The following is a 13,305-nucleotide window of genomic DNA, read 5'->3' on the forward strand; positions in this document are numbered from 1 at the left end:
CTGACCTTCCAGTTCCAGCACAAAAAAATGGGCGCCCACGGCGCCCATCTTTTAATTCAGGTTGATCCATTGTCAGTGTTTAACATCCGACCAGATCGAACGCTTGGCGACATAAACCAGACCGGCAAAAAGGATCAGGAATATGATGACCCGGAAACCGGTCCGCTTGCGATCTTCCAGATGCGGCTCTGCAGCCCACATCAGGAATGCCGAAACGTCGCGTGCATACTGATCCACCGTTTGCGGCGAACCATCGTCATAGGTGACTTGGTCGTCGCTCAGCGGCTTTGCCATGGCCAGCGACTTGCCGGCGATGAAGTATGGGTTGAAATGCGTCCCTTCCGGAATATGCATCCCCGCTGGTGGCTGTTCATCATAGCCGGTCAGCAGTGAATGGATGTAGTCCGGACCTGCTTCGGCATATTGCGTGAATATGTCGAAGATGAAGGTCGGGAAGCCGCGTTCAACACCACGAGCCTTCGCGATCAGCGAGAAGTCCGGAGGAGCTGCACCGTTGTTCGCGGCCGCAGCTGCGTTCGCGTTCGGAAATGGCGCCGGGAAGTGATCAGTCGGGATCGCCTTGCGGGTGAACATTTCGCCATCCGCATTCGGCCCGTCCTGCACTTCATATTCAGCGGCAAATGCCTTGACCTGCTCCGGTGAGTAGCCGAGACCTTCCAGCGTACGGAAGGCCACCAGGTTCATCGAATGACAGGCCGAACAAACTTCCTTGTAGACCTTCAGGCCACGCTGAAGCTGTCCCTTGTCATAGGTTCCGAACGGACCGGCAAAGCTCCACTTTTCCTGCTTGGGATGGTGGATCGGGAAATGTTCCGGCTCCGCGGCATTGCCGCCTTCCTCAGCCGAGGCACCACCTAGGGCGATACCAAGCGCGACCAGCGGAGCAATACCGAAGGCAGCGAAATTCTTGAGGATGTTTTTCATTGTTACGTCCTTCATCTCTCTCGCTGGTTCAGCCCCGAGTTTCAACAGGGATTTCCACGGGGGTAACCCCGGCCTTGCCGCTCTTCTCCAGAACCGCCTCGGTGATCGAGTTCGGCAAACGCTTCGGCGTTTCGATCAAGCCGATGACCGGCATGATGATGATGAAGAAAGCAAAGTAATAGAGCGTACCCAGCTGCGCCATGAAGACGTAGGAACCTTCCGCAGGACGCGAACCCAGCCAGCCGAGGAAGATGGCGTTGATCACGAACAACCAGAAGAACAGCTTGAACCACGGACGATAGACAGCCGAACGAACCTTCGACGTATCGAGCCACGGCACGACGAAGAGGATTGCGATCGAACCGAACATGGTCAGAACGCCGCCGAGCTTCGAGTCGATCGGGCCGATGTTGAAGGTGATGGCGCGCAGCATCGCGTAGAACGGCAGGAAGTACCATTCCGGAACGATGTGAGCAGGTGTCTTCAGAGAATCGGCCGGGATATAGTTATCCGGATGACCGAGGAAGTTCGGCATGTAGAAGACGAAGTAGGCGAAGAACACGAAGAAGACGAGCGCGCCGAAAGCGTCCTTGATGGTCGCATAAGGCGTGAACGGCAGCGTGTCGGTCTTGGACTTGACTTCAATGCCGGTCGGATTGGTCTGACCCGTCACATGCAGCGCCCAGACGTGCAGGATGACGACACCGGCAATCATGAACGGCAGCAGGTAGTGCAGCGAGAAAAAGCGGTTGAGCGTTGGATTGTCGACCGCAAAGCCGCCCAGCAGAAGCTGCTGGATCGGTTCGCCGATGATCGGGAAAGCCGTGAAGAAGCCGGTGATAACCGTCGCACCCCAGAAGGACATCTGGCCCCATGGCAACACGTAGCCCATGAAGGCGGTAGCCATCATGAGAAGGAAGATCACCACGCCCAGAATCCACAGAAGCTCGCGCGGCGCCTTGTAGGAACCGTAATAGAGACCGCGAGCGATATGGAGATAGACGGCAATGAAGAAGAAGGATGCACCGTTGGAGTGCATGTAGCGCAGCAGCCAACCGGAGTTGACGTCGCGCATGATCTTCTCGACGGAATTGAACGCAATGCCCGTATCGGCAGCATAATGCATGGCCAACACGACGCCGGTCAGGATCTGCGAAATGAGCATGAAGCTCAAAATGCCACCAAACGTGTACATGTAGTTCAGGTTACGCGGCGTCGGATAGGCCACGAAGGAATCATAGACGAGACGCGGCAAGGGAAGCCGTTCGTCCACCCATTTTTCGATGCCGGTCTTCGGCGTGTATGTGGAGTGTCCACCACTCATGTCTTCTCTCCCCAAGACCTGTTAGCCGATCCTGATGACCGTATCGGAAGCGAACGCATATTGCGGAATGTGCATGTTCTCCGGAGCCGGACCACTGCGGATACGTCCGGCAGTGTCATAGGTCGAGCCATGGCATGGGCAGAACCAGCCACCGAAAGAACCGGATTCACCGAGCGGCACGCAACCCAGATGGGTACACACGCCGATCATCACCAGCCAGTTTTCCTTGCCCTCGCCTGCCGAGCGGGCGACATCGGTCGCCTGCGCATCCGCTGCGAGGTTGGCGTTACGTGCGTTCTGATCCTTGAGATCACCAAGAGCGGTTGTCTTGGCATCCTCGATTTCCTTGGCGGAGCGGTTACGAATGAAAACCGGCTTACCACGCCATTTGACAGTTAGTGATGCTCCTTCCGTCAGGGACGAAACATCAACCTCGATGGACGCAGCCGCGAGTGTCGAAGCGTCCGGACGCATCTGGTCGATAAACGGCCAGGCCAGTCCGCCAACTCCGACGACACCGGCCATTCCCGTCGCAATATACAAAAAATCACGCCGTGTCGGCTCAGCCGTGTCGTGTGCGCTCACGTGCCAATTCCTTTTCAACCTGCATGTTCAATTGAACTCTCCCCTCGTCCTCTTTTGCACTTGCGCAAAAGTAGTCCTGCAAGTGCTCACAGGACGAAATTCCCTCCATTTCACTATCCGGTTTATGCGCGTAAAAATCGCTTGTCCAGACACCAACCCCTTATGACGGCACGATGTCGCAGGCGGATTTGCTTGCTCAATTCAGGGAATGCACAGCAAAGCGATAACGCATTACAGACAGTGGAAAGCTTTCAGCTTTCTCCGTTCCTCCCTATGAAACCGCCCGACTGGCGGGCCCAAAGTCCCGCATAGATGCCACCGCGGGCGATAAGTTCGTCATGCGTTCCCTCCTCCACGATGCGGCCTTGATCCATCACAACGAGACGATCGAGCGCTGCGATGGTGGAAAGGCGGTGAGCAATCGCAATAACCGTCTTTCCATCCATAAGGCGTTTCAAATTCTCCTGAATCGAAGCTTCGACCTCCGAATCGAGTGCGGAAGTCGCCTCATCGAGGATGAGGATTGGCGCATCCTTCAAAATAGCGCGAGCGATAGCAATGCGCTGGCGCTGCCCGCCGGAAAGCTTGACGCCGCGCTCGCCCACAAAGGCATCGAACGACCGCCGCCCCTGGAAATCCTCCAGACTGGCAATGAACCCATCGGCTTCGGCCTGACGTGCTGCCTGCAGCAGTTCTTCGTCGGTCGCATCGTCGCGCGCCAGCATGATGTTGTCGCGCAGCGACCTGTGCAGCAATGCAGTTTCCTGACTGACGACCGCGACCGCCCGACGCAGCGAGGTTTGGGTGACGTCGCGAATGTCCTGCCCGTCCACGAGGATCGCGCCTTTCTCGACATCGTAGAGGCGCAGGATGAGATTTACGAGGGTAGACTTGCCCGCCCCGGAATGCCCGACGAGACCGACGCGTTCACCACCGCGCACAGTGAGGTTGATATTGTCGAGAACGCCCGCCGCCTTGCCGTAGTGGAACGTGACATCCTGAACATCGATACGCGCCTTTGTCACCTGCAAGGGTTTGGCACCGGGCCTATCCTCAAGACCAAGCGGAGCAGAAACCAGCCGCATGGAATTCTCGATCAGTCCGAGCTGGCGCAGCATGCCATTGAGCTGCATCATGAGACGGCCAAGGAGCATATTGAGGCGCAGGACGAGGCCAAGTGTGAACGACACCTGCCCGACCGTGATGGCATTGCGCGTCCACAAATCGATGGCAATCGCCGCAACCGTCACGATCATCAGGCCGGAAAGTGCCGTGAGCGAAACCCGAACGCCGGTGAGCGAGCGCATGAACGGAAGAATTGCGCCGAGATACCGCTCGAAACCATCGCGCAGATAGCGCTCATCGTCATCGGCAGTATTGAGCTTGATCGTCTGGATGTTGGAATAGCTGTCAACGATACGCCCGTTAATCATCGATCCCGCCTCGGCAGAAGCCTCAGCGTGCTTGCGGATGCGTGGCAGATAGCGCCAGGCGATGAAGCCGAAGGCAATGATCCAAAGGACTACCGCCGCTGCCAGCCGCCAGTCGAGCCGACCGACCAGAAACAGCGTGGTGATGCTGTAGATCGCCATGAACCAGACGACCTGAATGAGACTTTCAATGAGATCGCCTGCCGCCTGCCCCGCCTGCCAGACCTTGGTGGCAATGCGCCCGGCAAAATCATTCTGGAAGAAGGCATAGGACTGGCGGAGAACATAGGAGTTCGCCTGCCAGCGGATCATATTGTAGAAACCCGGCGACAAGGTCTGGTCTTCCAGCAGCGTGTTGATCGCCGTCACGACGAGGCGGATTACAAGGACGGTTATGCCCATGAACAGAAGCTCTGGCCCTGCCGCCTGCAAAAGCGCCGACCAGCTTCGTTCGACGCCACCCTTCCCCGCCTGATCGAGAATATCGACCAGCCTGCCTGTGAAATAGAACAGGCCCGCCTCGACCAGCGGCAGCAATCCGCCAACCGCAAGCGAAACGGCGAGCGGCCATTTCGCTTGCCTCGCATAATGCCACAGAAAGCCGAGCGTCGTTGAAGGCGGTCTCAGCCGGTCCGGCTCACGAAAGGGATCAACCCAACGTTCGAACAGGCTGTAAACCGCTTTCATCAATGGCTTCTGTCCTTATTGTACCAGCGCATCCTCGGGATTTTCATCGAAGCCGAGGAAACCGCCGGACTGGCGGGCCCATAGACTTGCATAAATGCCGCCGAGCGCCACAAGTTCCTCATGTGTGCCATCTTCGACGATGCGCCCCTTGTCCATCACCACGAGACGATCAAGCGCCGCAATGGTGGAAAGGCGGTGCGCGATGGCAATCACGGTCTTGCCTTCCATCAAGGTGTTGAGACTATCCTGAATGGCTGCTTCGACTTCCGAATCGAGCGCCGAGGTCGCCTCGTCCAGAATGAGGATCGGCGCATCCTTCAGCATCACACGCGCAATGGCAATGCGCTGGCGCTGTCCGCCGGAAAGCTTGACGCCACGTTCACCAACATGCGCATCCAGCCCCTGCCGTCCCTTCGGGTCGGTTAGCAGCGGAATGAACTGGTCGGCCTGCGCCAGACGAATGGCCTGCTGAAGCATTTCTTCGGTGGCATCCGGCCGCCCATACATGATGTTCTCACGAACCGAACGATGCAGAAGCGAGGTATCCTGCGTCACCATGCCGATATTGGCGCGAAGCGAATCCTGCGTGACTTTGGAAATGTTCTGCCCGTCGATCAGAATGCGGCCCTTCTCCAGATCGTAGAAGCGCAACAGCAGATTGACCAGCGTGGACTTGCCAGCACCGGACCGCCCAACCAGGCCCACTTTCTGGCCCGGCTGGATCGTGAGCGTGAGATTTTCGATAACCCCTTTGCCCTTGCCGTAATGGAAGCCGATCTTGTCGAAGTCGAGTTCGCCTCTGGTCACCTGCAATGCCGGTGCACTGGGGACGTCCACGACCTCATGCGAACGCGCAATCGTCGTGATCCCGTCCTCCACCGTACCTATATTTTCAAACAGGGCCGACATTTCCCACATGATCCACTGCGACATGCCGTTGAGGCGCAAAACCAGACCGATGCCCACAGCAACGGCGCCGACGGAAATCGCTTCATTCATCCAGAGCTGGATGCCGATTGCACCCACCGCAAACAGCAGAATGCAGTTCGCCATATAGAGCGTGAAATGAAACAACGTGATGAGTCGCATCTGCCGATGCACGGTACCGAGGAAGCCATCGAGGCTTTCCTTCACATATGATTCTTCCCGGCTTGAATGCGAGAAAAGCTTCACGGTTGCGATATTGGTGTAGCTGTCAACGATACGTCCCGTCATCGATGAACGCGCATCGGCCTGCTGTTCCGAAATCACGCGCAGACGCGGGATGAAAACACGCAGCAATATGATGTAGACGACGAGCCAGACGGCAAACGGGATCATCAGGACAAGGTCCGCAGACGCTGCAATGAACAGCGTGCCCGCGAAATAGACGATCACATAGTTGAGCACGTCCAGAAGCTTCATCACCGTTTCACGAACGGCGAGCGCAGTCTGCATCAGCTTGGTTGAAATGCGCCCGGCAAACTCATCCTGAAAGAAAGCCATCGACTGGCGGATCAGGTAACGGTGCATCAGCCAGCGCACGCGCATCGGATAATTGCCGAGCAATGTCTGGTGGATAAGCAGCGAATGGATCAATACTACGCCCGGAAGGACGACCAGAACAACACCAGCAATCAGCGCAAGCCGCCAGCCTTCATTGCTCAGAAATGTCTCGCGCGACTGATGTGACAGCCAGTCGACAATATTGCCCATGAAGGCAAAGAGCGACACTTCGATCACGGCGATGAGCGTGGTGAAGATCGCCATGCCGATGATCCACGGCCAGGCACCGCGGGTATAATAAAGGCAAAAGGCTACCAGGCCGCGCGGGGGCTCGCGCGGCGGCTCTTCGGGATAGGCTTCGAGTCGTTTTTCAAACCATCTGAACATGGTGCACCTTTTAGGTGGTCCCGGAAGAATTGCCAAGACGGAAGAGGAACAAAACGGGAATATTTCTACAGATGTTTTCTGTAGAAATCACGACACCGGAGCTGTTGATGTTCCGGCTATTGCCGCCTTCGGTGCTTGCGGCAATCTGCATTTCGCGTTACCCGCATCATATGGAACTGCGCGTCGCACTTTACCAGCCCGACATTCCCGGCAACACGGGAACCATCCTGCGTATGGCCGCTTGCCTCGGCTTCGCGGTCGACTTGATCGAACCTGCCGGGTTCGACATTTCCGACCGGTCCCTGAAGCGCGCCGGCATGGACTACCTGGAGCAGGCAACCCTCACTCGCCATGCGGACTGGCACCACTTCGAAGACTGGCGCCTGCAGGCCAAGCGCCGGATCGTGTTGCTGTCCACCAAGGCAGCGATCCCCTATACGGATTATCGGTTTCAGGAAAATGACATTCTGCTCTTCGGGCGTGAGTCGTCGGGCGTTCCCGACAATGTCCACAATTCCGCCGATGCACGGCTTCTGATCCCGATGATGCCCGGCGCGAGATCGCTAAATCTTGCGGTTTCGGTTGCGATGACGGCAGGCGAAGCTCTGCGCCAGCGGAGGGACAAGGTCGATTCCCTCCGACAGGAATGACAACGCCAGAATTGCGCTTCGCGAAAGGACCGGCTTCGCAAAGCACCCCCGCCCCATCCGGTCTGAAAGGCTCGCTTCGTCCATGAACCTGTCTGTTCGTACACTCACTCTTGCTGCTTCCGCCGCTTCACTGCTGGCAAGTGCTCCGGCTTTCGCCAAGGAGGCTTCGCCCATCGCGCCAAAGGTGATGGTCATCACCATGTTCGGCGAAGAAGCCAAGCCATGGCTTGAAGGCGAAAAATTCACGCAGAAGATCAAGCTGCCCGGCCTGAGCCCCGAATATCCAGAGATCGACTGCACCGCCGAAGGCCTCTGCCACATAACGACGGCGATGGGCTTCGCCAATGCCGCAAGCGCGACGGCGGCTATGGCGCTGAGCGACAAGCTCGACCTCTCGCATACCTATTTTCTGATCGCTGGCATTGCCGGTGTCGACCCGAAGCACGGCACACTCGGATCGGCGCATTGGGCAAAATATTCCGTCGATGCCAATCTGAACCACCGCATCGACATTCGGGAAGCACCGGAAGGCTGGCCAACGGACTTTTTCGGCCTCGGGGCTGCAAAGCCCGGCGAAAAGCCGAAATGGGCTGCGGGCACTGAAGTCTTCGAACTGAACGGCAAGCTGGCCGATTACGCACTGGCAACAACCAAGGGCATCGAACTTCTCGATAGCGACGCAGCGAAGGAATACCGCAAGCACTACACGCAGGAAGCGGCGACTGGCGCACCAAAGGTCACAATCTGCGATACGGCTTCGGGCGATACCTACTGGCACGGCGCGAAGCTCGGCGAAGCCATGACCGAATGGTCGAAGCTTCTGACCGACGGCAAGGCCGACTACTGCACCTCACAGATGGAAGACAATGCCACACTGACCTCGCTGAAACGGGCTGCCGACGCTGGCAAGCTCGATTTCAACCGCATCGCATTGCTGCGCACCGCGTCGAACTTCGACCGTCAGGGCAAGGACCAGACGGCTGCTGAATCGCTTGCCGCAAATTCCGGCGGCTTCCCGCTCGCCACGACCAACGCCTATCGCGTCGGGAAGGCCTATGCCGACAGCATCATCCAGAACTGGAAAGCGTGGGAAAAAGCACCGCAGACTGCAGGGAAATAAAACTCCAATCATTGAGCTGGCAGTTTTTTGAATAAAAATTGCCAGCTCAAACAAGCGGTTGATTCAAAGTATTATAAAAATTACTCCATCTCAAATTACACTCTAATTGATATGGGGCTAAATAATGAAGAAACTTATATTCTTTGTTTTTTTATATTCTTTGAACTGCAGCAATGCCATTTCGGCAGATATTTCAAATAAAAAAACAACAGATATAAATTATACATTTTCTGGCGGCATAGGATACTCCTGGATCAAGGCCGACGAAATAGTATATGACCAAGACAACAGAATAAGTCATCTTATCTGGAAGTCTCAGATGCCAGTTTTAAGCGGCAAGATAACAGCAGACATTGGTTCTGACCTTACATTTTCAGGAAACTTGAAGGTCGGTCTGACTGGGAGCGGAAATTTACACGATTATGACTGGCTTTCCGACGCGAGTGGTTTCAGCGGATACGACTTTAACAACTGGACAGATCACTCTCAAAGCGAAACCGATTTGGACCGTTACATCAATTTTGACGTCGCCCTGGGGCATAACTTCGTTATCAACCCGCAGAATACATTGAATATTCATGGCGGATTTAAATATACGAATGTGAAATGGACGGCCTCGGGCGGTGATTACGTCTACAGTTCAAAAGGTTTTCGTGACACCACAAGCACACTCCCCGATGGAAAGGTAATAAGTTACGAGCAGCGCTTGCCTGCACTCTTCATTGGCTCCGAATGGACCACCAATGTGGATCGATGGTCGTTCAGTGCCCTTGGACGTGCTGGCCTCACTGTTTCCGGCAAAGATCTCGACGATCACTGGCTACGCGATCTGCATTTCATTGACACATTTAACAGAGCGCCATTCTTTGAACTTCAAGCCAACGCTTCCTATTCGTTTAACGAACAAACAAGCCTTTACGTCACTGCCGGGTTTGAAAAGCACATGAAAATGAGAGGCGACACCCAAATTTTCGATCACGCCGACAGCACGATGAGCTTCGCGTCAGATGGCGCTGGCGCTTCGCTTCAGGCAGCAACTGTATCAGCTGGCCTGAAAGTAAAATTCTAGAACTTCGTTTAGATCGTCTCGAACAGGCTCACGTTGAAACCCAACTTTCAACGTGAGACAAAACGGGTTACGATATAACAACCCAAAATTGAAAGCACCCCGGACTTCTGCCGCGGGGCGTTTTTACAATGTCCTAATTCGAATCTCGATTCATTGAATTAAGCCGCTAGGCTGAACCAGTTCGCTAATCCGCAGTCGCCAGCCGGCGCATGGTGAACTCGATCACGTCGTCCGGGCGCTCGCACCAGCTCTCGATTTCCGTCCAGTAGGCCGCTTTCGGGAATGTCTCGAACCATTCACGCGCTTTTTCACGTGCCGCCAGCCTCGGCAGGGTGAATGTCTCGCGAACGAAACCGTCGCGCGGCATCCGGCTTTGCTTCAGGCCTTTCTGGGCGCGACTCTTCTGCAGCTGCTTGCGCAAGCCTTCGAGCGGTGGACGGGGCGGTGCTGCTGTCATGCTATGCCCTCCCGGCAAAACCGGAAATGAATGACTTCCAAACCCTAGGTAGAGAAAGATAGGGGAGCGGGTCTATAAAGACGAGTCTTTTCTTGGGGAGAGGGTCTATACTACCCTGTGATCGCGCGCTTCGTGCTTTGCGCCTGCAGCGGACTTTGATAAGCCAAGAAATAATAGTTCATCCATTTACCCTTGGCTGCCTGATACCGCCGAGCGATCCGGCAAACCGCGCCGGAAGGAAACAGACAATGCAACGCGACGAAATTCCAGCAATCATCCCCACAGACATCGAAAAGAAGAAACAGGCGGCACAGCGCTGGTTCGAGGAACTGCGCGACCGTATCTGTGCAAGCTACGAACAACTTGAAGATGAATTGCAGGGCCCACTTTCGGATCGCGAACCCGGACGCTTCGTCCGCACGCCCTGGCAGAAGGACGAAGGCCGTGGCGGCGGTGGCGTCATGTCGATCATGCATGGCCGTGTCTTCGAAAAGGTCGGGGTGCATGTCTCGACGGTCTATGGCGAGTTCTCGCCGGAATTCCGCAAGCAGATTCCCGGAGCAGAGGAAGACCCGCGTTATTGGGCGAGCGGCATTTCGCTCATCGCCCATCCGCAAAACCCGAATGTGCCTGCCGTCCACATGAACACGCGCATGGTCGTGACCACGCGCCAGTGGTTCGGCGGCGGTGCCGACCTGACGCCGGTTCTGGACAACCGCCGCACGCAGGACGATCCCGATACACTCGCCTTCCACAAGGCTTTCCGTTTCATCTGCGAGAAGCACAAGGACATCGTCGACTATCAGCGCGTGAAGGACTGGTGCGACGAGTATTTCTTCCTGCCGCACCGCAATGAAGCGCGCGGCACCGGCGGCATCTTCTATGATTGGCTGCATTCGCCGGACGAAAAAGGCGGTTGGGATGCGGATTTTGCCTATACGCGCGACGTGGGACGCGGTTTCTCGGTCGTCTATCCGCATCTCGTGCGCCAGAACTTCAACAAGGACTGGACCGACGCGGATCGCAACGAACAGCTCATCCGTCGTGGCCGCTATGTCGAGTTCAACCTGCTTTACGATCGCGGCACGATCTTCGGCCTCAAGACCGGTGGCAATGTGAATTCCATCCTGTCTTCCATGCCGCCCGTGGTGAAGTGGCCTTAACAGTACTGAATGAAAAGGGCCGGTTTCCCGGCCCTTTTTTATATATTGAATGCGGCATGATAGGCGACATCGCCCTGTGGCATATCGGCCCCGAAGGCCAGACACTGGAAATATTCCGCGGGCACACCCGGCAGTTTCAGCCGCGCATCGGCCTTGAAGCCGAAACGACCATAATAGCCGGGATCACCCAGAAGAACGCAGCCTTTAGCTCCAGCCGCACGCAATTGCGCAAGGCCCTCACGGATCAGCTTGCCGCCGATCCCCTCGCCTTGCCGGTCTGGACGGACCGAAACAGGGCCAAGCCCATACCAGCCCTTGTCCTCGCCACCGATCAGGACGGGCGAGAATGCGACATGACCCAGAATTTCGCCCTTATCTTCGGCAACCAGCGACAGAGTGAGCGCCTTTGCAGCGCGAAGCGCATCAACGATCTCTCCTTCCTTCTGGTTGCTATAAGCCACGGTGCGGAATGCCTCATCCGTGAGGTGACGGATTTCGGCGGCGTCTTCAGACGTTTCCTTGCGAATATGCATGACGCTCTCCTTCACCGGTTATTGAGCTGAGCGCGAACATTTTCGCGCCCTTTGAACGAGATGCGATAAGGACTGCCCATTCGGGATTCGATCAGCCGCTTACGGCGCAATTGCTGGAAAACTGCCATCGTGCAATCGGAAAGCAGATAGCCTTCACGGGTAAAGCATTCGATTTCGCAGATATGTCCGTCTTCGCGCAGATGGCGGATGTAGCCGCCCTGCGCCAGCACGTGCAAGACGCGCTGTTCCATGCGTGAGATATTCATTGTTGTTCTTGCCTGGATGGAAACCATGACAAGCACCAGCTCTCGCGGATGGTGAACCATCCACGGCCAATGCCGTTTCCGCTCCTGAACACTGCCCGTCAGACGCTCTCAGCGCCTGCCATCTTGCAGCTTGTTCGGAACGATCAAAGGCTTCCTACAATCTCCGGCATCAACAATTCCTCGTTATGGTATTCCCGGCAAAATCCAAAATGGCAGTGCGGCAGGGAACACATAAAAACAGGAGGGCGATAAGCCCTCCTGCTCATTTATAAGCGCTGAACGCCAGTGTCAAACGGCTTCAAGCCTTCGGCTGGTTGCGCAGCTTTTCGGCTTCCGCATAAAACTTCTTTTCCCACTCATTGTGGTTATCGAGCCCCTCCTTGATGAACGGCGTGAAGATCGCAAGGTTCATCAGGCACCAGTTGACAAGTCGAGCCGGGAACTTGAGCGGCTTCACAAAGTCGACGAAAAGGACCACGCGCGTCTTGTCGGTATGGTTCCACGCCTCATGCTCATAGGCATCGTCGAAAATCAACACCTTGCCTTCCTGCCAATGACAGACCTGATTGTCCACGCGGATGGCAAGCTGGTCATTCGGTTCCGGCACGATGAGACCAAGATGCAGGCGCAGCACGCCATTATAAGGTCCGCGATGCGGCGGCAGATGCTTGCCCGGTTCGAAGATGGAGAACATTGCCGTCGTCAGGCCGGGAATCTTGTTCACGATACGCCAGGTTTCCGGGCAGGCCTTGATGTTCTGTTCCGACTTCACGCCGAAACCGAGCAGAAAGAACGTCTTCCAGCGATTATCGGTCGAGATCGTTTTCACATCGGTCGAAATATCCTGAAAGGAAGGCAGCTCACTCTGACGCAGCAGAACCGTATCCAGCTCCTTGCGGATGGCAGGCCATTCCTTCTCGATCTCGGCGGACCAGGGGAAAGTCGCATTGTCGTAGACGGGCGGATTGCCGAGCTTGGTATATTTCAGATTGAGACCTTCGGCCCAGGATACGATCCCCATGAAAAAGCGGGTGATCGGGCTTGGCCGGTCCATGGCGGCGATGCCTTCGGTGCCAAACTTCTGCTTCGGATCGGTCGCTGCTTTGTCTTGTATCGATGTATCGGGGTTGGACATCTCATATTCTTTCAAAACGCGCGCTGAAAAGTTTTCTTTGCCAGTATTGGGCCTGTTTTGGGTATGTTT

13 protein-coding genes are annotated in these 13,305 nt (G+C 56.0%); 4 read left to right on the plus strand and 9 right to left on the minus strand.

The features are described 5' to 3' along the window. Positions 1 to 72 precede the first annotated feature (72 nt). From CES86_RS06695 to CES86_RS06715, 5 genes are all read right to left on the minus strand, one after another. Positions 73 to 945, minus strand: a complete 873-nt coding sequence (locus CES86_RS06695; RefSeq protein WP_012091661.1) for a cytochrome c1 — start codon at positions 943 to 945, stop codon at positions 73 to 75. Between the two features lie 28 nt (positions 946 to 973). After that, the gene (locus CES86_RS06700; RefSeq protein WP_010659610.1) at positions 974 to 2,269 is read right to left on the minus strand and encodes a cytochrome b; all 1,296 of its coding nucleotides are present in this window, start codon (positions 2,267 to 2,269) and stop codon (positions 974 to 976) included. A 21-nt stretch (positions 2,270 to 2,290) separates the two neighbouring features. After that, positions 2,291 to 2,854, minus strand: a complete 564-nt coding sequence (gene petA, locus CES86_RS06705) for a ubiquinol-cytochrome c reductase iron-sulfur subunit (RefSeq protein WP_010659609.1) — start codon at positions 2,852 to 2,854, stop codon at positions 2,291 to 2,293. Positions 2,855 to 3,105: 251 nt separating this feature from the next. After that, positions 3,106 to 4,971: an ABC transporter ATP-binding protein gene (locus tag CES86_RS06710; protein WP_029376056.1), complete on the minus strand. Its 1,866-nt coding sequence runs from the start codon at positions 4,969 to 4,971 to the stop codon at positions 3,106 to 3,108. A gap of 15 nt (positions 4,972 to 4,986) precedes the next feature. Then, positions 4,987 to 6,843, minus strand: a complete 1,857-nt coding sequence (locus CES86_RS06715; protein ID WP_094513984.1) for an ABC transporter ATP-binding protein — start codon at positions 6,841 to 6,843, stop codon at positions 4,987 to 4,989. A gap of 170 nt (positions 6,844 to 7,013) precedes the next feature. Between CES86_RS06715 and CES86_RS06720 the strand changes: the two genes are divergently transcribed. The 3 genes from CES86_RS06720 (at position 7,014) to CES86_RS06730 (ending at position 9,682) form a co-directional block, all read left to right on the plus strand. Then, complete coding sequence (locus CES86_RS06720) at positions 7,014 to 7,493, plus strand: tRNA (cytidine(34)-2'-O)-methyltransferase (protein WP_010659606.1); 480 nt, start codon at positions 7,014 to 7,016, stop codon at positions 7,491 to 7,493. Positions 7,494 to 7,575: 82 nt separating this feature from the next. After that, positions 7,576 to 8,613 carry a purine-nucleoside phosphorylase gene (locus CES86_RS06725; RefSeq protein ID WP_094513986.1) on the plus strand — a complete coding sequence of 346 codons (1,038 nt, stop codon included), beginning with the start codon at positions 7,576 to 7,578 and terminating at the stop codon, positions 8,611 to 8,613. Between the two features lie 124 nt (positions 8,614 to 8,737). Further along, positions 8,738 to 9,682: an omptin family outer membrane protease gene (locus tag CES86_RS06730; protein WP_231771194.1), complete on the plus strand. Its 945-nt coding sequence runs from the start codon at positions 8,738 to 8,740 to the stop codon at positions 9,680 to 9,682. Between the two features lie 184 nt (positions 9,683 to 9,866). Here CES86_RS06730 and CES86_RS06735 read toward each other — a convergent pair whose 3' ends face one another. Continuing rightward, positions 9,867 to 10,139: a hypothetical protein gene (locus CES86_RS06735; protein ID WP_010659602.1), complete on the minus strand. Its 273-nt coding sequence runs from the start codon at positions 10,137 to 10,139 to the stop codon at positions 9,867 to 9,869. Positions 10,140 to 10,387: 248 nt separating this feature from the next. Between CES86_RS06735 and hemF the strand changes: the two genes are divergently transcribed. Continuing rightward, positions 10,388 to 11,302 carry an oxygen-dependent coproporphyrinogen oxidase gene (gene hemF, locus CES86_RS06740; RefSeq protein WP_094513987.1) on the plus strand — a complete coding sequence of 305 codons (915 nt, stop codon included), beginning with the start codon at positions 10,388 to 10,390 and terminating at the stop codon, positions 11,300 to 11,302. Between the two features lie 38 nt (positions 11,303 to 11,340). Here hemF and CES86_RS06745 read toward each other — a convergent pair whose 3' ends face one another. The 3 genes from CES86_RS06745 to CES86_RS06755 form a co-directional block, all read right to left on the minus strand. Next, complete coding sequence (locus CES86_RS06745) at positions 11,341 to 11,835, minus strand: GNAT family N-acetyltransferase (RefSeq protein ID WP_094513989.1); 495 nt, start codon at positions 11,833 to 11,835, stop codon at positions 11,341 to 11,343. Between the two features lie 11 nt (positions 11,836 to 11,846). Continuing rightward, entirely contained in the window at positions 11,847 to 12,101 is a 255-nt protein-coding gene (locus CES86_RS06750) for a YjhX family toxin (RefSeq protein ID WP_010659599.1), read from the minus strand. Between the two features lie 298 nt (positions 12,102 to 12,399). After that, positions 12,400 to 13,236 (minus strand): aspartyl/asparaginyl beta-hydroxylase domain-containing protein, encoded by an 837-nt coding sequence (locus CES86_RS06755; RefSeq protein WP_094513990.1) that lies wholly within the window; start codon positions 13,234 to 13,236, stop codon positions 12,400 to 12,402. Positions 13,237 to 13,305: the final 69 nt, after the last annotated feature.

The organism is Brucella lupini (genome assembly GCF_002252535.1).
In the GTDB taxonomy this organism is placed as follows: Bacteria; Pseudomonadota; Alphaproteobacteria; order Rhizobiales; family Rhizobiaceae; genus Brucella; species Brucella anthropi.